The sequence below is a fragment of the Pseudomonas sp. EL_65y_Pfl2_R95 genome (assembly GCF_963971045.1).
Taxonomy (GTDB): Bacteria; Pseudomonadota; Gammaproteobacteria; order Pseudomonadales; family Pseudomonadaceae; genus Aquipseudomonas.
Window position 1 is genome coordinate 326654 of sequence record NZ_CAXAOV010000002.1, and the last position, 21225, is coordinate 347878.

The 21225-nt window shown below is 55.6% G+C and carries 18 protein-coding genes; 8 read left to right on the forward strand and 10 right to left on the reverse strand.

Annotated features, from left to right (window positions below; genetic code table 11):
* Window positions 1-12: 12 nt before the first annotated feature.
* Window positions 13-1299: an HlyC/CorC family transporter gene (locus tag AACY09_RS09360; RefSeq protein WP_339487463.1), complete on the forward strand. Its 1287-nt coding sequence runs from the start codon at window positions 13-15 to the stop codon at window positions 1297-1299.
* Between the two features lie 55 nt (window positions 1300-1354).
* Here AACY09_RS09360 and purT read toward each other — a convergent pair whose 3' ends face one another.
* The 4 genes from purT to AACY09_RS09380 form a co-directional block, all read right to left on the reverse strand.
* Entirely contained in the window at window positions 1355-2536 is a 1182-nt protein-coding gene (purT, locus tag AACY09_RS09365) for a formate-dependent phosphoribosylglycinamide formyltransferase (protein ID WP_339487465.1), read from the reverse strand.
* Window positions 2537-2637: 101 nt separating this feature from the next.
* The gene (locus tag AACY09_RS09370) at window positions 2638-2826 is read right to left on the reverse strand and encodes a DUF1289 domain-containing protein (RefSeq protein WP_339487466.1); all 189 of its coding nucleotides are present in this window, start codon (window positions 2824-2826) and stop codon (window positions 2638-2640) included.
* Entirely contained in the window at window positions 2827-3351 is a 525-nt protein-coding gene (locus tag AACY09_RS09375) for a gamma carbonic anhydrase family protein (RefSeq protein ID WP_339487467.1), read from the reverse strand.
* A gap of 13 nt (window positions 3352-3364) precedes the next feature.
* On the reverse strand, window positions 3365-3970 hold the full coding sequence (locus AACY09_RS09380; protein ID WP_339487469.1) for a CoA pyrophosphatase: 606 nt from the start codon (window positions 3968-3970) through the stop codon (window positions 3365-3367).
* A gap of 157 nt (window positions 3971-4127) precedes the next feature.
* Here AACY09_RS09380 and AACY09_RS09385 point away from each other — a divergent pair, with 157 nt between their 5' ends.
* Together AACY09_RS09385 and AACY09_RS09390 are read left to right on the forward strand one after the other, a co-directional pair.
* Entirely contained in the window at window positions 4128-4685 is a 558-nt protein-coding gene (locus AACY09_RS09385; RefSeq protein WP_339487470.1) for an NUDIX hydrolase, read from the forward strand.
* 19 nt (window positions 4686-4704) lie between these two features.
* Window positions 4705-5226, forward strand: a complete 522-nt coding sequence (locus AACY09_RS09390) for a L,D-transpeptidase family protein (RefSeq protein ID WP_339487472.1) — start codon at window positions 4705-4707, stop codon at window positions 5224-5226.
* A gap of 88 nt (window positions 5227-5314) precedes the next feature.
* Here AACY09_RS09390 and AACY09_RS09395 read toward each other — a convergent pair whose 3' ends face one another.
* Complete coding sequence (locus tag AACY09_RS09395; RefSeq protein WP_339487473.1) at window positions 5315-5632, reverse strand: YqfO family protein; 318 nt, start codon at window positions 5630-5632, stop codon at window positions 5315-5317.
* A 384-nt stretch (window positions 5633-6016) separates the two neighbouring features.
* Entirely contained in the window at window positions 6017-9913 is a 3897-nt protein-coding gene (gene purL, locus AACY09_RS09400; protein ID WP_339487474.1) for a phosphoribosylformylglycinamidine synthase, read from the reverse strand.
* Window positions 9914-10080: 167 nt separating this feature from the next.
* Here purL and mltF point away from each other — a divergent pair, with 167 nt between their 5' ends.
* A complete protein-coding gene (gene mltF, locus AACY09_RS09405; protein WP_339487475.1) occupies window positions 10081-11550 on the forward strand; it encodes a membrane-bound lytic murein transglycosylase MltF in 1470 nt (489 codons plus the stop codon).
* A gap of 15 nt (window positions 11551-11565) precedes the next feature.
* Here mltF and tadA read toward each other — a convergent pair whose 3' ends face one another.
* Together tadA and AACY09_RS09415 are read right to left on the reverse strand one after the other, a co-directional pair.
* Complete coding sequence (tadA, locus tag AACY09_RS09410; protein ID WP_339487477.1) at window positions 11566-12054, reverse strand: tRNA adenosine(34) deaminase TadA; 489 nt, start codon at window positions 12052-12054, stop codon at window positions 11566-11568.
* Window positions 12054-13421 (reverse strand): multicopper oxidase family protein, encoded by a 1368-nt coding sequence (locus AACY09_RS09415; RefSeq protein ID WP_339487478.1) that lies wholly within the window; start codon window positions 13419-13421, stop codon window positions 12054-12056. Before AACY09_RS09415 ends, tadA begins: the two co-directional genes overlap by 1 nt.
* A 336-nt stretch (window positions 13422-13757) precedes the next feature.
* On the opposite strand from AACY09_RS09415, the gene AACY09_RS09420 reads away from it, so the two are divergent.
* The 3 genes from AACY09_RS09420 to AACY09_RS22030 all read left to right on the forward strand — a co-directional run bounded on the left by AACY09_RS09420 (window position 13758) and on the right by AACY09_RS22030 (window position 15518).
* On the forward strand, window positions 13758-14651 hold the full coding sequence (locus tag AACY09_RS09420; protein ID WP_339487479.1) for an oxidoreductase: 894 nt from the start codon (window positions 13758-13760) through the stop codon (window positions 14649-14651).
* A gap of 238 nt (window positions 14652-14889) precedes the next feature.
* On the forward strand, window positions 14890-15213 hold the full coding sequence (locus AACY09_RS09425; protein WP_339487480.1) for a type II toxin-antitoxin system ParD family antitoxin: 324 nt from the start codon (window positions 14890-14892) through the stop codon (window positions 15211-15213).
* 5 nt (window positions 15214-15218) lie between these two features.
* Entirely contained in the window at window positions 15219-15518 is a 300-nt protein-coding gene (locus AACY09_RS22030; RefSeq protein WP_445323801.1) for a type II toxin-antitoxin system RelE/ParE family toxin, read from the forward strand.
* 255 nt (window positions 15519-15773) lie between these two features.
* Here AACY09_RS22030 and guaA read toward each other — a convergent pair whose 3' ends face one another.
* Window positions 15774-17354 (reverse strand): glutamine-hydrolyzing GMP synthase, encoded by a 1581-nt coding sequence (gene guaA / locus AACY09_RS09430; RefSeq protein ID WP_339487481.1) that lies wholly within the window; start codon window positions 17352-17354, stop codon window positions 15774-15776.
* A gap of 100 nt (window positions 17355-17454) precedes the next feature.
* The gene (guaB, locus tag AACY09_RS09435; RefSeq protein WP_339487482.1) at window positions 17455-18924 is read right to left on the reverse strand and encodes an IMP dehydrogenase; all 1470 of its coding nucleotides are present in this window, start codon (window positions 18922-18924) and stop codon (window positions 17455-17457) included.
* A 168-nt stretch (window positions 18925-19092) separates the two neighbouring features.
* Here guaB and AACY09_RS09440 point away from each other — a divergent pair, with 168 nt between their 5' ends.
* Window positions 19093-21180, forward strand: a complete 2088-nt coding sequence (locus tag AACY09_RS09440) for a TonB-dependent siderophore receptor (RefSeq protein ID WP_339487483.1) — start codon at window positions 19093-19095, stop codon at window positions 21178-21180.
* Window positions 21181-21225 lie beyond the last annotated feature (45 nt).

Below are 21225 nucleotides of genomic sequence, written 5' to 3' on the forward strand. Positions count from 1 at the left end.
GGCCCGCACCCTGTGGACACATTGCCCCCCGGCTTTCTGCTTGGCGTTCTGATTTTCCTGCTGGCTTGCTCAGCATTCTTCTCTAGCTCCGAAACGGGCATTCTCAGCCTTAACCGCTACCGCCTGCGCCATCTGACCAAAGAAGGCCATCGCGGCGCCAAGCGCGTCAGCGCCCTGCTCAGCCGTCCTGATCGACTGCTGGGCACGATTCTGATTGGTAACAACTTCGTCAATATTCTTGCGTCCTCGATCGCCACGGTACTGGCAATCAAGCTGTGGGGCGAAGCCGGTATTGCCATTGCCACCATCGGGCTGACTATCGCGCTGCTGATTTTCGGTGAAATCACCCCAAAAACCTTGGCGGCCCTGCATCCAGAGCGTGTTGCGTACCCGTTCAGCATGCCCCTTAGCATACTGCTCAAGCTGTTTTACCCACTGGTGATCATGCTGGGCTGGATCAGCAACGGCATTCTGCGTCTGGTCGGGGTTGATCCGACCAGCAAGAACAGCGACAGCCTGACCACCGAGGAGCTGCGCAGCGTGGTGCGTGAGTCGGGCCATGAACTGCCGAAAAACCGGCAGAGCATGCTGCTGGGTATCCTTGATCTTGAAAAAGTTACGGTCAACGACATCATGATTCCGCGCAACGAGGTGACCGGGATCAACCTCGAAGACGACATCGAAATCATCATTACCCAGCTGGTCAGCACCACTCACACACGCTTGCCGGTGTTTCGCTCAGACATCAACCAGATCGAAGGCGTGGTGCACATCCGCCAGATTGCCCGCCTGTTAACCAGCAACCAGTTGACCAAGGAAAGCCTGTTGGGCGCCTGCATGGAGCCCTATTTCGTGCCTGAAAGCACACCGCTTTCGACCCAACTGATCAACTTTCAGAAGCAAAAACACCGCATCGGCATCGTCGTCGACGAATACGGTGACGTTATTGGCGTGGTGACACTGGAAGATATTCTGGAAGAAATCGTGGGCGACTTCAGCAACCAAAACGCCCTGCGCAACCCCGACATTCACCCGCAAGACGACGGCACCCAAGTGATTGACGGCGCCGCCTACGTTCGTGAAATCAATAAAGCACTGGGTTGGGAGCTACCAAGTGAAGGACCCAAAACCCTGAACGGCTTGATCACCGAAGCGCTGGAAAGCATTCCCGACAGCCCGGTCTGCCTAAAAATCGGCGACTACCACCTGGAAATCCTGCAATCCTCTGATAACCGGGTGAAAAGCGTTAAAGCCTGGCAAGCGGACAACCGCGAATCGGAAGACGACGCCAGCGAGTAATCGGCTTGCTCCAACGCGATAACCATCAAGTGCCGCGCCCGCCCGCTCTGATCGTTTACAGCTCGACGTCAACCGCCTTGGCCGCACGCGTGGCTTTGGCCCGTGCCAGTTCCAGCGACTCGTCACGCGCCAGCGCCACGCCCATGCGTCGCTGCCCGCTTACTTGCGGCTTGCCGAACAAGCGCAACAGGGTATCGGGCTCAGCCAGCGCCGCCGCTAAATTGCCGAAACTAACCTGTTTCGACTCGCCCTCCACCAGCACAACAGCCGAGGCCGAAGGACCGAACTGGCGAATCACCGGAATCGGCAGGCCAAGAATGGCCCGCGCGTGCAACGCAAACTCGGAAAGGTCTTGGGAGATCAAGGTGACCATGCCGGTGTCGTGCGGACGCGGTGAAATTTCACAGAACCAGACCTGATCGCCCTTAACAAACAATTCAACACCGAACAGGCCGCGCCCGCCCAGAGAATCAGTTACCGCCAAGGCGATCCGCTCAGCCTCAGCCATGGCCTTTGGACTCATCGGTTGCGGCTGCCATGACTCCTGGTAATCACCGCGCTCCTGACGATGACCTACAGGGGCGCAGAAGGTAGTGCCATTGATATGGCGCACCGTCAGCAACGCAATCTCGTAATCAAAGTCGATAAAGCCTTCGACAATCACCCGGCCTTTGCCAGCACGCCCACCGTCCTGGGCGTAATCCCAGGCCTGCTGCACATCTGCCTGAGTCTTGAGTACCGACTGGCCTTTGCCAGAAGAGCTCATGATCGGCTTGACCACGCATGGAAAACCGATCTTCTCAACCGCAGCCTGAAAGGCTTCAAAGGAGTCAGCAAATTCATAGGGCGAGGTCGGCAAGCCAAGCTCTTCGGCGGCTAAACGGCGGATACCTTCACGACTCATGGTCAATTGAGCGGCGCGTGCACTCGGAATCACGGTGTAACCTTCGTCTTCAAGCTCAGCCAGGGTTGCAGTGGCAATTGCCTCGATTTCGGGGACGATGTAATCCGGCTTTTCCTGCTCGATAACCGCACGCAACTCGGCGCCATCGAGCATATTGACCACGTGACTGCGGTGCGCGACCTGCATTGCGGGCGCATCGGCATAGCGATCAACGGCAATGACCTCAACCCCGAGGCGCTGCAACTCGATCACCACTTCTTTGCCCAACTCGCCCGAGCCACACAGCAATACGCGGGTCGCACTTGGCGACAACGGAGTTCCAATACGAGGCATAACATTTCCTTGGGCAAACTAAGAACTATGGAGGAAGACAGCCCGAGCAGAATGCGTCAGGGCCATCGGTACGCACAGCACCACACCAAGCTAGCGCAGCGTCAGAGGATAATACCTTTGCTCACGGCTCGCTGATGGCACTGCACCAGCACCGCACGTCGCTCCTGGTTATCCATGCGGCTCCAGTGGGTAATTTCAGCTACATTGCGCTGACAGCCAATGCAAATATCTTCTTCATCCAAGGCGCAGACGTGTACGCAGGGTGAAGCGACTGGACGCTCATCACTCATTTAATCATCTTGCTCGGTTAAATCACGCGCATAGCGTTGGGCGTTGTGAACATAGTGCGCAGCACTGGCTTCAAGCATTTTCTTCTGCGCATCGGTCAACTCACGCACAACCTTGCCCGGCGAGCCCATGACCAGCGATCCATCAGGGATTTCCTTGCCTTCGCCAATCAGCGAGTTCGCACCGATGATGCAGTATTTACCAATTTTGGCACCATTGAGCACCACGGCATTGATGCCAATCAGGCTGTAATCACCCACGGTACAACCATGCAACATAGCGTTATGGCCGATGGTTACGCCCTTACCAAGCGTCAGCGGAAAGCCCATGTCGGTATGCATGACAGTGCCGTCCTGCACGTTGCTGTTTTCACCAATCAGAATCAGTTCGTTGTCGCCGCGCAGCACAGCGTTAAACCAGACACTCGCCCCCGGCTCCAGTTTAATCTTGCCCACTAAGGTCGCATTCGGCGCGGCCCAGCTTTCAGGGTGAGCATCGACTGCAGATTGTCCAAGACGGTATTTCATAAATAGGTATTCCTCACGACAGGCTAATGAAGTGCTTTGGCGGCGTGTGCAAATCAATCGGCGACTCGTCATAGATCAGATTAATCAGCTCGACCAACATGATTGCCGTCAACCCCCATATTTTATATTCGCCGTAGCGATAACTTGGCACGTACCAACTCTGGCCAAGGTAGTCGATCCGGTGAGTGGTCTCGCGCGGATCCTCACGGAAAAACTTCAGCGGCACACTGAACACCGCCGCAATCTCACCATCATTGGCCCGGTAATCAACAAAGTCGGGGACCACACCCACGTAAGGCGTGACTTGAATACCGTGGCGCGAAACCAAGGTGCTGAGCGGCCCAATCACCTCGACCAATCCTGGGGGTAAGGCAATCTCCTCCTCAGCCTCGCGCAATGCTGTTTGCACCAGATCCTGATCTTCAGGATCGCGCCGACCACCCGGAAACGCGACTTCACCGCCATGGGTGGACAAACCACTGGCTCGCAATGTGAGTACGACCTCGGGTTCATCACTGCGGGTAATAGGAACCAACACCGCAGCTTCAGGGAAAGCATGGTCGGTTCCCAGAATTAACGGCTGATGAGACCGTACACGTTGGAGTAGCTCATCGAGCATGGGCAATCTCAGTGTTCTATTTCTTACTGGGATAATGGCATGAAAGCCGACGACACCCAAGCTTGAGACAATGGCGAAATTGCCTTATTGAGGACGCCAGGATTGATTCAAACAGGTGTATCAAGCCAAGATACGCCATAAGCAGTGAGGGAACGGCATGAAATTCTGCAGTCAGTGTGGCAATCCGGTAAGCCATCGCATCCCCGAAGGGGACAGCCGTTTACGCTTTGTCTGCGAGCTGTGCAGCACCATTCATTACGAAAATCCGCGCATTGTTGCGGGCTGCATACCGGTTTGGAACCAGCAAATTCTTCTTTGCCGCCGGGCAATCGAGCCACGTAAGGGCTTCTGGACCTTGCCTGCCGGCTTTATGGAAAACGGTGAAACCATCGAACAAGCGGCGGCGCGAGAAACTGCCGAGGAAGCTTGTGCCCGCGTCCATGACCTTGCACTGTACAACCTGATTGATTTACCGCATATCAATCAGGTGCATGTATTCTTCCGCGCCGAGTTGTCTGACCTTGATTTTGCGGTGGGCGAAGAGAGCCTTGAAGTAGCGCTCTTCGATGAAGCGAGCGTCCCTTGGTCAGAGCTGGCTTTCCCGACCATCGGCCGTACTTTAGAATGCTACTTTGCCGACCGTATAACCGCTCAGTTTCCGGTTCGCAATGAGTCCCTGGCGGCCTTGCGCGCGCACTACAAAGTAGCTTTTTGATCATATGGATATCGTTCTGATGCGTTGGTTGCTGTGTTTAATCTGCTTCTCTGTGATAACCAATGTGTATGCAAATACACCCGCCCCACCTCCCGTCCAGAAAAGCAGCCAGTTCCACCGCGTCGATAAAATCCTGATTCTGAAGTCCGAGCGCAAGCTGCAACTGATCAGCAAGGGTCAGCCCTTCAAAAGCTACCGCGTCTCTCTGGGCAAAAAACCCAAAGGCCACAAAGAATTTGAAGGCGATCAGCGCACACCTGAAGGCATCTACTGGATTGACTGGCGCAAAACCAGCGACAACTATCAGTTGTCGATGCACATCTCTTACCCCAACGCACGCGACCAAGCCACTGCGCGCAGCAAGGGTCTGTCACCGGGCGGCATGATCATGATTCATGGCACGCCAATCGATGAAGATTACCCGGAGTGGTATTTCAGCGGCTTAGACTGGACAAATGGCTGCATCGCCATGAAGAACACCGACATGCGCGAGATCTGGTCGCTGGTAAAAGACGGCACCCTAATCGAGATTCGCCCGTAGGGTGATCGACGCCTTTTTCGGCCACCATTTGCGCCACCGAAACAGAGCTAATTTGCGGCCCCTTGATGACCGAGTTAAACAATTTGACTCAAAACTGCAAATCCGAAAGCCGCCACACTTGATAGGCAGGCGCTTCGTAAGGATGACTGGTTTTCAAGGCTTTAACCGTCTCGTGGATCAACTCATCGGCGACCACTAACTCGACCTTCCACTCAGACAGACGCTCGACAACCCCCTCATTACCCAGGTAGGGCTGACTGCCAGGCAACGGCCGGAACTGACCCTGCCCCGGTACCTGCCAGCAACAACTGTCGTAGTTGCCAATCTGCCCGGCACCGGCGGCAAAAAGTGCTGTTTTAACTGTTTCAAGGTGACTTTCAGGTACGTAAAAGCACAGTTTGTACATCAAGATCTCCGCAATCTCGGCAGGCGACCCAATAATGTCACTTAGCCATCAATGTATCCAGCCACAGGTTGAATATGCCTAACTAGAGACTAGAGAACCGCGATAATGTTCAACCCCAGAACCGCCGCCATTGCTGTCTAACGCCTGAAATCGACGAAGTATGACTGCCATCACATTATGGCAATCGTGCCGAGCGCCCACAGCAACATGGCAGCAGCCATTGCTGACGCAGTGCCTGAAACTGAACCGCTTGTGAGCATGAATTTGCTCAATCTGGAAGCGTGGACGAATGCCCACAACTGCACAGCACGTGAGCCTCGCCAGGGTTACCTGACGAGACTCCAGTACTCGTTTGGCAGGCTCGGTTAGGAGCCCGCCAAACCATCAATCAACCCAAACGCGGGCGTTGCGGAACATGCGCAGCCATGCGCCGTCTTCATTCCACTCATCCGGTGCCCATGAGTTCTGCACCGTACGGAATACCCGCTCAGGGTGCGGCATCATGATTGTCACACGGCCATCACGGCTGGTCAGGCCAGTGATACCTCGCGGCGAGCCGTTCGGGTTAGCTGGATAGGTTTCGCTGACCTTGCCGTGGTTATCGACAAAGCGCATCGCCACACAGCCTGACAAGTCAGCCTCGACCAGTGCTTGATCGCTCTTGAACTCGGCATGACCTTCACCGTGTGCAATGGCGATTGGCATACGTGAACCGGCCATGCCGCGCAAGAATATCGATTCCGACTCCTGCACCTGCACCATCGCCACGCGCGCTTCGAACTGCTCAGAACGGTTACGCACAAAGTGCGGCCAGAACTCGCTGCCCGGAATCAGCTCATGGAGATTGGAGAGCATCTGGCAACCATTGCATACGCCCAGCGAGAAGCTGTCTTCACGTTCAAAGAAGCGGCTGAACGCATCACGCGCACGGCTGTTGAACAGAATCGACTTGGCCCAACCTTCGCCCGCGCCGAGCACATCGCCATAGGAGAAGCCGCCACACGCAACCAGACCTTTGAAGGTATCGAGATCAACTCGACCTGCAAGGATGTCGCTCATGTGCACATCGACAGCGCTGAAACCGGCACGGTCGAAGGCTGCAGCCATTTCCACCTGACCGTTTACGCCCTGCTCACGCAGGACAGCGATCTGAGGACGCAGACCTTTTTTGATATACGGCGCCGCGATGTCTTCGTTGACATCGAAGCCGAGCTTGGCGCTCAGGCCTGGGTTGTCTTCTTCGAGGAGCGCGTCGAATTCTTGATCGGCACACTGCGCGTTATCACGCAGGCGTTGAATCTGGTAACTGGTTTCAGACCACTGACGCTGCAGGATACGGCGCTCTGCAGAGAACACAGACACCTCTTTATAGCTGATCTCGACGTGACCGTTATTAACCGGCTTACCGATCACGGCAACGCAGTCATCCAAGCCCGCCGCAGAGAACTGCGAGAGCACCTCGGCGGTGAAGTCCTGGTTAACCTGAATCACCGCGCCCAGCTCTTCGTTGAACAACACGCCAGCCAGCTCATCGTGGCTTAGGGCCAAGGTATCAAGTTGCAAGCTAAGGCCGCAGTGACCGGCAAACGCCATCTCGACCACAGTCGCCAACAGGCCGCCGTCGGAACGGTCGTGGTAAGCCAGCAAACGGCCATCGGCGTTCAGGCCCTGAATCACCGCGAAGAACGCTTTCAGGTCTTCAGCATCATCGACATCTGGGGCCTGCTTACCCAGCTTGCCGTAAACCTGCGCCAAAATAGACGCCCCCATGCGATTCTGGCCACGGCCAAGATCGATCAGGATCAGGTCGGTCTCGCCTTTGTCCATACGCAGCTCTGGAGTAAGCGTGCGACGAATGTCTTTAACCGGGGCGAAGCCAGTGACAATCAACGACATGGGCGAGGTCACGCTCTTGTCAGCGTCACCGTCTTGCCACCGGGTTTTCATTGACATCGAGTCTTTACCCACCGGAATGGTGATACCCAGCTCAGGGCACAACTCCATGCCGACGGCTTTAACCGTGTCAAACAGGCGGGCATCTTCACCGGGGTGGCCAGCAGCCGCCATCCAGTTTGCCGACAGTTTAATGTCGGAAATTTTGTCGATGCGTGCGCATGCCATATTGGTCAGGGTCTCGCCAACGGCCATACGACCCGAGGCCGGGGAGTCCAGCAAGGCCAGGGGTGTACGCTCACCCATGGCCATGGCTTCACCGTTGTAGGTATCGAAGCTGGCGGCGGTTACCGCACAGTCGGCAACTGGCACCTGCCATGGACCGACCATCTGATCACGCGCCACCATACCGGTGATGGTGCGGTCGCCAATGGTGATCAGGAAATTCTTGCTGGCCACGGCCGGGTGATGCAGGACGCGGGTGACCGCCTCCTTAATATCAACGCCAGCAGGATCGAAATCATCCCCCAGCTCAGCCTCACGATCAGCGCTGCGGTGCATGCGCGGCGCCTTACCAAGCAACACGTTAAGCGGCATATCAACCGCGTTGTTGCCAAAATGGCTATCCGCAACGGTCAAGTGCTGCTCGGCAGTAGCCTCACCGACCACGGCAAACGGGCAGCGCTCACGCTCACAAATTGCCTTGAAACGCTCGAAGTCGGCCGCATCAACCGCCATTACATAGCGTTCCTGGGATTCGTTGCACCAGATTTCCAGTGGCGCCATGCCGGGCTCGTCATTCGGCACTGCACGCAGATCAAACCGGCCACCGCGATCGGCATCATTGACCAGCTCAGGGAATGCGTTGGACAAACCGCCCGCGCCGACGTCATGGATAAAGCTGATCGGGTTGTCGTCACCCAACTGCCAGCACCGGTCGATAACCTCCTGACAGCGGCGCTCCATTTCCGGGTTTTCGCGCTGCACAGAGGCGAAGTCGAGATCAGCAGAGCTGGCACCTGTGGCCATCGAAGAAGCCGCCCCGCCACCCAAGCCAATAAGCATGGCCGGGCCACCGAGCACGATGAGCTTGGAGCCGACGGTGATTTCGGCTTTTTGTACATGATCTTCACGGATGTTGCCCATACCGCCGGCCAGCATGATCGGCTTGTGGTAGCCGCGCACTTCATCGCCATGCGGGGTGCTGATCAATTGCTCGAAGGTACGGAAATAACCGGTCAGGGCCGGACGACCAAATTCGTTGTTAAACGCGGCGCCGCCCAGCGGGCCTTCGATCATGATGTCCAGTGCCGTCACGATGCGTTCAGGCTTGCCGTATGGCACTTCCCACGGCTGTTCAAAGCCAGGAATCTGCAGGTTGGACACGGTGAAACCGGTCAGGCCCGCTTTCGGCTTGGCGCCACGGCCGGTTGCGCCTTCATCACGAATCTCACCGCCGGAACCGGTCGATGCGCCCGGAAACGGGGCAATCGCAGTTGGGTGGTTGTGGGTTTCGACCTTCATCAAAATGTGCACAGGCTCAGTAACAGCGCCGTACTCACGGGTTTGCGAATTCGGGAAAAAACGTCCAGCGGTGCTACCGACGATCACTGCGGCATTGTCTTTATAAGCCGACAGAACGCCTTCGCTGTGCATCTGGTAGGTGTTTTTGATCATGCCGAACAGGGATTTGTCTTGCGACTGGCCGTCGATATCCCAGCTGGCATTGAAAATCTTGTGGCGGCAATGCTCAGAGTTAGCCTGAGCAAACATCATCAGTTCGATGTCATGGGGATTACGGCCCATGGCGCCAAAACTGCTGACCAAATAATCGATTTCATCTTCAGCCAGCGCCAAGCCCAGCTCGACGTTGGCCTTTTCCAAAGCAGCACGACCGCCACCGAGCACGTCAACCACGGTCAATGGTTTAGGTGTGGCATGGCTGAACAGTGCAGCAGCGCCGGCAAAGTCTTCCAACACCAGCTGCGTCATGCGGTCATGCAACAATACGGCAACCTGCTCGCGCGCCGCCGCATCCAGCTCACCACTGACGTAGTAGGAAATACCGCGCTCGATGCGTTGAATTTTCGCCAAACCACAGTTACGGGCGATATCACTGGCCTTGCTCGACCAAGGCGAAATCGTGCCGAAACGTGGAATCGTCAGAAACAAGCGACCGCTTGGCTCCTGCACTTCTACACTCGGCCCGTATTTCAGCAAACGAGCCAAAACTTGCTCTTCGTCGGCGGTCAGAACACCGACCACATCGGCGAAGTGTGCAAATTCGGCGTACAGCCCAGTAACAGCCGGTATTTTGCGGGTAAGTTGCTCAAGCAACTTGCCGTGGCGAAAAGCAGAAAGAGCGGGGGCACCGCGCAGGATCAACATCGATGACAGCCTCTGGGAAGGGGGTGTGCTTTGAGGCCGTGCATTCTAGCCTAAAGCGCCGAACACATCACCCGTTTGCCACCGCCAAAACGACAGTCTGTGTGCTAGCAGAGATGCGCCTGTCTGTCGAGATATTGCAAGGCGAATCCTTTGCGTATACTGCATCGATGTATTCCCAATCAGCGATCCGCACGCGCTACGCCAAATGGCTGTCAGCGATCGGAATCCTTCTGCTGCTAAATGGCTGTGGTGCCGAAGAAAAAGTACCCACAACCCTTGAGCAAGTGCAGGCGGAGGGAGTACTGCGGGTGATCACCAGGAACAGCCCCGCGACCTACTTTCAGGACCGCAACGGTGAGACCGGTTTTGAGTATGAACTGGTCAAACGATTTGCCGCCGACCTTAAAGTCGAGCTAAAAATCGAAACGGCCGACAACCTCGATGATCTATTTAACCGTTTAAATGCGGCTGATGGTCCGGTATTGGCTGCCGCTGGTCTGGTCGATAGCGCCGGACGCAAACAACAAGCGCTGTTTTCCAAGCCCTATCTCGAAGTCACCCCGCAAGTTATCTACCGCAACGGCGAGCGCCGCCCTACTCGCCCGGAAGACTTGCTCGGCAAACGCATCGTCGTGCTTAAAGGCAGCAGTCACGCCGAACAGCTGGCCCAGCTAAAAGTGCAAATGCCGACACTTGAGTATGAAGAGTCCTCCGACGTTGAAATCGTCGACCTGCTGCGCATGGTTGATGAAGACCAGATCGACCTCACCCTGGTTGACTCCAACGAGCTGGCCATGAATCAGGTGTACTTTCCCAATGTGCGGGTTGCATTTGATCTTGGCGACTCACTCAATCTCGCCTGGGCAGTAAAGCCGGGCGAAGACCATAGCCTGCTCGATGAGGTCAACACCTTTATTGGGCGCGCCAAGGAGAACGGCAGCCTTAAACGCCTGACCGACCGCTATTACGGTCACGTTGACGTACTCGGTTATGTGGGGGCTTACACCTTTGCCCAACACCTGCAAAAACGCCTGCCGCGCTACGAGCAATTCTTCCGTCAGGCTGGGCGCAGCAATAATATGGACTGGCGGCTGCTCGCCGCAATGGGTTACCAGGAATCACTCTGGCAACCCACCGCCACCTCCAAAACCGGGGTCCGCGGACTTATGATGCTGACCTTGCGCACGGCACAAGCAATGGGCGTTTCGAATCGACTCGACCCCAAGCAAAGTATCGATGGCGGTGCCAAGTACATTATTCACGTCAAAGAGTTGTTGCCCGATAGCATCCCAGAGCCGGACCGAACCTGGTTCGCTCTCGCCGCCTACAATGTCGGCGGCGGCCACCTTGAAGATGCGCGCAAACTCACCGAAGCCGAAGGGCTGGACCCAAACAAGTGGCTCGACGTGCAATCGATTCTGCCGCGCCTGGCGCAAAAGAAGTGGTACAGCAAAACCCGTTATGGTTATGCCCGTGGCGGCGAGCCTGTGCACTTCGTGCGTAACATTCGCCGCTACTACGACATCCTTACCTGGGTGACTCAGCCACAGCTTGAGAGCAATCAGGTTGTCGAAAGCAGCATGCACCTGCCGGGCGTCAGCAAAGAGTCGATCGAAGCTGAATCACCGCCTTTATAAACGCCCACTGCCAGCCTAGCGCGATTGATTGGCGCGGCGCGCTTTAAAAAAAGCACTCAGCACTTCACTGCATTCTTGCGCCAAAACCCCGCCCTCAATCATCACCCGATGATTAAGAAATGCCTGATTGAAAAACTCACCACGACTCAGGGCAACCCCAGCCTTGGGCTCCGTCGCACCGAACACCACACGCTCAACCCGCGCGTGGACGATCAACCCTGCACACATGCTGCAAGGCTCCAAGGTCACATACAGGGTACTGCCCGGCAGGCGGTAATTATCCAGCTGCCGGGCTGCATCCCGAATCGCCATCATCTCGGCATGGGCGCTTGGGTCATGGGTTGAGATTGGGCAATTAAAGCCACGCCCAATGATCTTGCCGTCCTGCACCAGCACCGCGCCTACCGGCACTTCACCCAGCACGGCGCCGTGCTCAGCCAATAGCAGCGCCTCGCGCATAAAGTGTTGATCCTGACTGCGATCAATGATTTTCGGCTGTCGCATCAGACCACCGCAATCGCGGCCATAAGACCGGTTTCCATGTGATCAATCACATGGCAATGGAACATCCACACCCCAGGATTATCGGCAACCAAGGCGATTTTTGCGGTTTCATTTTTGCCCAGCAAATAGGTGTCGGTGAAGTACGGAATAATCTTTTTCCGGTTCGAGCTGAGGACTTTAAAGGTCATACCATGCAAATGAATCGGGTGCAGGTACTGCGCCATGTTGCGCAGTTCAAAAATATAGCTGTTATTCAACTTTAGCGTAGCAATGGGCCGATCAGCACAGGTTTTATCGTTGATATCCCAAGCCTGACCATTAATCTGCCAGTACTTGGCTGGCCCTTTCTGATTAGGATCTGCCAGCGACGCCGCCCATTCAAAGTTGAACTTGATGGTTTCGGCCTTGGCCAAGTCAGGCTCAGCGACGGGGTTGGCCGGCAATGCCGCAGGCCAATCAGCCGCAGCGTCAGTTGAGGCCACACTCTTGAGCGTTGCCAAGCGTACAGAGCCATTTCGCAGCGACAACTCTTTACCGGCCTCAGGCACACGTACAGCCAGATCAAGGCGCATGCCAGCACCCAGCCAATACTCTTTACCCAAATCACGCGGCACAATCGGATTGCCATCAATGGCATAAATACGCGACTCGACGCCAGGCAAGTTCAAACGGTAGGTAACTGTGTTGTCGAGATTGATCAGCCGCAGCCGCACCACCTGCCCTGCCGGCAATTCAAGCGTCGGTACATGCACTGCATTGATGGTCGACAAACGCCCGCGCGTGCCTTCACGCGCAGCTTGGCGCGCAATACTGAACGGTGTGTACTGACCTTGTTCATCAACGTGCCAATTTTTAATGCTCAGCGTGCGCTCATGTTTGAACTCGCTAGGCTCACGCTCTTCAATGACCAGCGGCCCAACCAAACCCTGCCCCATCTGCTCGGAGCTGAACAGATGGGGGTGATACCAAAAACTACCCGCATCTGGCGGCACAAACTGATAGTCGAAGTATTCACCGGGCAGCACCGGCATCTGCGAAACGTAAGGCACGCCGTCCATCTCCAGTGGCAACCGAATGCCATGCCAGTGGATAGTGGTCTGCTCAGGCAGCTTGTTGATAAAGCGCACACGCAACAGGTCGCCCTGCCGACAGCGGATTTCCTGGCCCGGCGCCAAACCGCCGTAGCCCCATGCAGTGGTCATATGGCCCGGCACCAGCTCTAGATCAACCGGCGCGGCGATCAATTCGTAATCGTGGGTTTTCTGATCGAACGGACGACCCAACCACAGCCGCGCACCACCGGCGCCAAGGCCAATGACACTCAAACCCGCAAGCCCGGCGAGCACTTGTCTACGCGTAAACGACATACAAATGGGCTCCTATTAGCCAATCAATTCGAGCCCATCAGGCGGCGGGCAACAGCATTTTCTCTACGGAAAACGACTCTTGCCCTAACGGTTACAACAACATGCGGTGTTGCCACAAATCACTTCAGTCGGCAATCCGCTGATTTTATCACGGCACCAACCCCGCAGCCGAGTGAACATAAGGTCACACCCGCAAAACAAAGGATTGGATCGGATTGGCTTTCATATCCATTCGAGTCACATCTATGCTCCCAACATCGAAAGACTTGATCTAGCCCTGCCCTGTACCGCATGGTTGTCAGAACAGAAAATAACGATCAAGACAGGATGGTAATGATGACGCCTGAAAATCCAACCATTGCCCTCATTGGCCCCGGAGCTATAGGCACGACCATCGCGGCGGCGCTGCATGCGGTCGGGCGCACACCATTGATTTGCGGTCGAACAGCCTACGAGCATCTTGAATTGCGCTACGACGGCGGCAATATCGTGGTGCCGGCTCCTGTGCTGGCGGACCCGTCAGCGATCAAAAAGACCTATGACTTGGTTTTCGTCGCGGTTAAGTCAACTCAGATCGATGCGATAGCGCCTTGGCTCTCGGCCTTATGCAGCGAGCAGACTGTTGTCTGTGCACTGCAAAACGGCGTAGAGCAAAAAGCGCTGATCACACCCCATGTCTCCGGTGGCCCGGTGCTGCCTTCAGTGGTGTGGTTCCCCGCACAGCGCGAGCCGGACAACTCGGTGTGGCTGCGCGCCAAGGCCCGCCTCACCTTGCCGGACACCGAGGCGACTGCCTTAGTGGTCAATGCGTTATCGGACACACTCTGCTCAGTCGAAGTGGCGCCCGACTTCACCTCGGTTGCCTGGCGCAAGCTGCTGCAAAACGCAGCCGCAGGCTTGATGGTGCTAACCGGACGAAGGGCCGGTATGTTTATCCGTGACGACATCAGCGAACTGGCGCGCGCCTACTTACGCGAATGCCTTGAAGTTGCTCGCGCGGAAGGTGCTGTACTGAGCGACGAAGTGCCGCAAGATATTGTCGATGTCTTTTGCCGCTACCCAGCCGACCAAGGCACGTCTATCCTCGCTGACCGGCAAGCTGGCCAGCCACTGGAATGGGATTGCCGTAACGGGGTCCTGCAGCGCTGCGCCCGCTCACATGGCATCGCTACGCCAATCGGCGACGTGATCGTGACGCTGTTGGCCGCCGCCAGCGATGGGCCGGGTTAATGCCCTAACCGTATATGGCAATCAACCGAAAGATTATAAGTAAATGCCTAAGCGGTTCGTCTTAGGCTGTGTTTATAAATTATTTTCCCAAGGGTTAATCACTGCCAGGCCGGCAGCCTGAAAAGGACTTGTGTCACGCGTAGCAACAATCAATAGAAAAAATATTCAAATGAAATCTTAAACCTGAAAATCCCATGCCTATTTTTCAGCCCGGGATACGCCCCCTGGAGCGAGTACAATGATTGACGATCTTTGTAAGCCAACCCAGGGTTCTTTAGGGAAATGTTTTTCTTTGGAGGTCATTATGCATGTATCACTTACTCCCGAACTGGAGTCTCGCATTAAAGCCAAGGTGAAAACTGGCATGTACAACAACGCCAGCGAAGTCATCCGCGAAGCATTACGGTTCATGGAGACCCACGAAGACTGGGTTCACGAGATCAAGCTGGCTCGCCTGCGTGAGCAACTGAAAGTCGGTACAAACCAGCTAGATAATGGCAACGGTATCGCGATCGAATCAAAAGTGGCGCTTGAGGCTTTTTTTGACGAGATCAAACGCTGAATCGCATGACCTCTCATCTGCTTGTCATCGCGCCTGCCGCCCAAAATGACCTCAAAGACATTAACCAATACGGTCTTCGCCAATGGGGGCGGCCCCATTGCGAAAGCTATCTGGCTAAGGTCAAGAAACAGTTCTGCCTACGAACCCAACAGCCCCTTATGGGTACCGAACGCCCCGAACTCATGCCTGACACCAGAAGCTTTCCTGTAGAAAGCCACACCCTGTTTTACCGGGTAATCGCCAACAGGGTTGAAATCATCCGTGTATTGCATGGCCGCCAAGATATACAACGTCAGCTGACATAGCCACGCGCAAACCACTAAGCGCAAGAGCGGCCACAAAGCCTGAAATTTGATTGTGGAAACGGTATACCCCGCTTTGGGATGGCTTCAGAAGCCACGCAGTCAAAGCGCTTTGACGCTATATCAGCATCAAGTTTCCGTTCATGTTATCGCCTGCTTTTGTACGGCAGCACGCAAAAAACAGCATAGAAAAACCCGCAATTAAGCGGGCTTTTTGGTTGTTTCTGTCGCTATCTCCAGCCTAGGCCGGATGCGGGATCACTCCCACTCAATGGTTGCCGGTGGCTTGCTCGACACGTCGTAGGTGACGCGTGAGATGCCTTCGATCTCATTGATTATGCGGTTGCTGACTTTTTCCAGCAGCTCGTAAGGCAGGTGCGCCCAACGTGCGGTCATAAAGTCGATGGTTTCAACGGCGCGCAAGGCAACAACCCATGCGTAGCGACGGCCATCACCGACCACACCCACCGATTTAACGGGCTGGAACACCACGAATGCTTGGCTGGTCTTGTGGTACCAGTCAAAATTACGCAGCTCTTCAATGAAGATGTGATCCGCACGACGCAGTATGTCGGCGTATTCCTTTTTCACTTCACCAAGGATACGCACGCCTAGGCCTGGGCCTGGGAATGGGTGGCGGTAAACCATGTCGAACGGCAAGCCCAGCTCAAGGCCGATTTTGCGCACTTCGTCTTTGAACAGCTCACGCAGGGGCTCAACCAGCTTGAGGTTCATTTCCTCTGGCAGGCCGCCAACGTTGTGGTGCGACTTGATCACGTGGGCCTTGCCAGTTTTCGCACCAGCAGACTCGATCACGTCGGGGTAAATGGTGCCCTGGGCGAGGAACTGGATGTTATCCAGTTTCGAGGCTTGTGCATCGAACACGTCGATAAAGGTGCGACCGATGATTTTGCGCTTTTTCTCTGGATCGGCTTCGCCAGCCAGATTGTCGAGGAACTGGCTCTCAGCATTGGCGCGAATCACTTTAACGCCCATGTTTTCCGCAAACATGGCCATGACTTGCTCGCCTTCGTGCAGGCGCAGCAGGCCGTTATCGACGAATACGCAGGTCAGCTGATCGCCGATTGCCTTGTGCAGCAACGCTGCCACAACCGAGGAGTCAACGCCGCCAGACAACCCCAGCAGAACATTGGCATCGCCCACTTGCTGACGCACTTGAGCAATGGCGTCATCGACGATGTTGGACGGGGTCCACAGCGCTTCACAGCCCGCAATGTCGAGCACGAAGCGCGAGAGGATACGACCGCCCTGCTTGGTGTGCGTCACTTCGGGGTGGAACTGCACGCCGTAGTAGCCACGTGCATCATCGAACATGCCGGCAATCGGGCAGCTCGGCGTGCTCGCCAGAACGCTGAAGCCTTCCGGCATGGTGGTGACTTTGTCACCGTGGCTCATCCACACATCGAGGCCGAACACACCGTCGTCATCAACATGGTCTTCGATGCCATCGAGCAAGCGGCCCTTGCCGACTACATCAACGCGCGCATAACCAAACTCACGCACATCAGAGCCGAGCACTTTACCGCCCATCTGCTCAGCCATGGTTTGCATGCCGTAGCAGATACCCAGAACCGGCACACCCAGCTCGAATACGGCTTGCGGGGCGCGCGGGCTATTAAGCTCGTGAACCGACTCAGGACCGCCCGCGAGAATGATGCCGCGAGGCGCGAATGCGCGAATTTCATCATCGCTCATGTCGAACGGATGCAGTTCGCAATAGACCCCGATCTCACGCACGCGGCGGGCGATCAATTGAGTGTACTGGGAGCCAAAGTCCAAAATAAGGATGCGATGGGCGTGAATATCAGGATGAGCCATAGCCGTCTCTCGTAGCGGAATTCACAAATGACAAGGGGCCGATCAATTCGGCCCCGTACTTCTTAACCTGTATAAAAATCAATTTGCTTCAAACTGATTTTTAGCCGACGCGATAGTTCGGTGCTTCCTTGGTGATCTGCACGTCATGCACGTGCGACTCAGCCATACCGGCGCCAGTGATGCGGACAAACTCAGGCTTGGTGCGCATGTCTTCAACCGTTGCGCAACCGGTGTAGCCCATCGAAGCACGCAGGCCGCCCATCAATTGATGAACGATTGCCGCCATCGAGCCTTTATAAGGTACGCGACCTTCAATCCCTTCCGGGACCAGCTTCTCAGCGCCAGCCGAGGAGTCCTGGAAGTAGCGGTCGGACGAGCCTTGAGCTTGGGACATAGCGCCCAGCGAACCCATGCCGCGATACGCTTTGTAAGAACGGCCCTGGAACAGTTCAACTTCGCCTGGCGCTTCTTCAGTACCGGCAAGCATCGAACCAATCATCACGCAGGATGCACCGGCCACGATCGCTTTCGACAAATCACCGGAAAAACGAATGCCGCCGTCAGCGATCAATGGAACGCCAGTGCCTTCAAGGGCTGCCGCAACATTGGCCACCGCCGAAATTTGCGGTACGCCGACGCCGGCAACGATACGCGTGGTGCAGATCGAGCCTGGGCCGATACCGACTTTAACCGCGTCAGCGCCCGCTTCAACCAACGCCTTGGCCGCAGCACCGGTAGCAATGTTGCCACCGATAACCTGAATATCAGGGAAAGTCTGCTTAACCCAACGCACACGATCGATCACCCCTTTGGAGTGGCCGTGAGCGGTGTCGACGATAATCACATCGACGCCAGCCGCCGCCAATGCAGCAACCCGATCGCCGGTTTCCGGGCCTGTACCGACTGCCGCACCAACACGCAGACGCGCTTGATCGTCTTTGCTAGCCAGCGGGTAAGCTTTAGCTTTTTCGATGTCTTTAACGGTCATCATGCCCTTCAGTTGGAAGGCATCATTGACGATCAGGACTTTTTCGATGCGATGCTTGTGCAGCAAATCACGCACAACATTCTTGTCGGCGCCTTCTTTAACCGTGACCAAACGCTCTTTCGGCGTCATCACTTCATGGACTTTAGCGTCCATGCGGGTTTCGAAGCGCACATCACGTGAAGTAACAATGCCAACCAGGTCGCCGTTAGACAGCACAGGCACACCGGAAATGTTGTTCTGACGCGTCAGTTCGAACAGATCACGCACCGTAGCATCAGCCTCGATGGTGATGGGGTCTTTGACCACACCCGCTTCGAACTTCTTGACCTTGCGCACTTCGGCAGCTTGCTGCTCGATGGTCATGTTCTTGTGGATGATACCGATGCCGCCTTCTTGCGCCATGGCAATCGCCAACCGCGCTTCAGTAACAGTGTCCATCGCAGCTGAAAGCAAAGGAATATTCAGCTCGATACCACGGGTAAGGCGAGTCTTGAGGCTGACGTCCTTCGGCAGAACATCGGAATAACCGGGAATAAGTAGAACGTCGTCGAAGGTAAGAGCTTCTTGACTAATACGCAGCATGGCGGGGGCTCCCAGACGGGAAAATAGGAAGCGCGCCATTATACCCAGCACTGGCCTTGCACTCAATGCAAACTAGCAACGGAATTTAAAACATCGCAAAGCATGGCGCTTGACGCTTAAAAACACATACAATAATGATTATCAATAGCACCAAAGAATTAACCACCAATGCATTTGTTTCGCATAAGCAAAATTACCGCTATCGCAGCGCTCACCCTCAATCCGCTCGCCGCCAAAGCTAACGATGCACTGGAGCTACCGGGTCAGCAGATCACCGGCCAGCAACAAAGCCGCCAATACACCAGCGACACTGCCAGCACGGCCAGCAAAAGCGCAGTTCCGATCATGCAAGAAGCCCAGTCAGTGCAGGTGGTGACTGAGCAGGTGATTGAAGATTTCCAAGTGAATAGCCTCGATGATGCGATGAACTTCGTCAGCGGCATCAGCCAGAGCAACACACTGGCAGGCAGTCAGGATGGCTTTATTAAACGCGGTTTTGGCACTAATGCCGACGGATCCATATTACGCGACGGCATCCGCTCTAGCTTATCGCGCAACTTCAGCGCCACCACTGAGCGGGTCGAGGTGCTTAAAGGCCCTGCCTCGCTGCTATATGGCGCCCTCGAACCCGGCGGTCTGATCAACGTCATCAGCAAACAGCCTGAATATATCTGGAGTAGCCAAGTCAGTGGCGAAACCTCCAGCTTTGGCGGCGGCAGCGCGATGGTCGATGTCACGGGTCCCTTAGCCGACAGTGGCTTGGCTTTTCGCTTCATTGCCGAGCGTCAGCACGAGGATTATTGGCGCAACTCCGGTGATGACACCCACACCTTGATTGCTCCATCTGTTAGCTGGACCGGCAATGACCTGACGCTAAGTTTGGCGTACGAGCGCAAGGAATATTCAACCCCTCTCGATCGTGGCACGGTAATAGTCAACGGCAAGCCCGCCCACGTGGATTACAACAAGCGTTTCAGTGAGTCCTGGTCAAAGGCGCAAGGCACCGATGAATTAGTCACCGCCAAAGCCGAGTACCAACTCAACCCGAATTGGCTGACCCGCCTGACTTACGGCTGGAACCGCGAGGATTACGATTACAACGAGGCGCGCCCGGCCTCGCTCAATGAAAACACTGGCGACCTGACCCGGCGCGCGGACGGCAGCGAGCACAACAACCAGACCCAGTACCTTTCATGGGACTGGATTGGCCAATCGCAGCTGTTCAATCAACAGCACGATCTGCTGATCGGCGCTGACACAGAGCGCGTCGACAACTTCCGCGGCGATACCTACCGCGGCCGCAACAGCACGGGCTTCAATATTTATGACCCGCAATATGGCAACCTGGATGAGCCATCACTACTCAACGACGCACAAAGCGATCGCCGCGATGAACTGCACTCTCAATCGCTTTACTTCAAAGACAACTGGCACCTGAACGATCAATGGATTGCGGTGTTGGGTGGCCGCTTTCAGCGCTTTGACCAATACGCAGATCAAGGCAGAGGGGATGACTATGTCAAAACCACTGACCGAACTGACAACACCTTCCTGCCATTCGCCGGACTGGTGTATCAGCTCAACCAGCAGGTCTCCTTGTACGCAAACTACAGCCGCTCGTTCGTGCCTAACTCATCGGATGCTGATACTGGAGAGTCGTTCGACCCAGAAGAAGGCCGCAGCTATGAGGTGGGTGCAAAATTTGATCTTAACCAAGGCCTGACAGGTAGCGTTGCCTTGTTCGATATCGAAAAAGAAAACGTCGTGGTGAGCAATAACGGCAGCTCAGAAGCCGCTGGCAAGGTGGGTTCTCGCGGGGTCGAAGTGGACATTAACGGGCGCATCGCTGAACGCTGGAATCTACTCGGCACCTATGCCTACACCGACACTGAAATCAAGGATGACCCGGTCAACCAAGGTAACGAACTGGTCAACGCAGCCAAGAACATCGCCAGTTTGTACCTGTCCCATGACCTCGATATCAACCCGCAAACCGGAAACTGGCGCATCGGCGGCGGTGCCCGATATGTCGGTGAACGCGCGGGGGACAACAGCAACTCTTTCTGGCTCGACAGCTACACAGTTGCAGATGCCTTCATCGCGTGGGACAGCGCCCTACTGGGTGAGAAAACCCGGGTACAACTTAACGTGCGCAATCTTTTTGACCAACACTACTATCCATCGAGCGGGGGTAATCTGCGGGTCAATGTCGGTGCGCCACGCGAGGTTCGTCTGCAAGCCAGCGTCGACTTTTAAAACCCTCGGCAATCTGCGCGCTTGGCCCCCTGCCAGCGCGCAAAA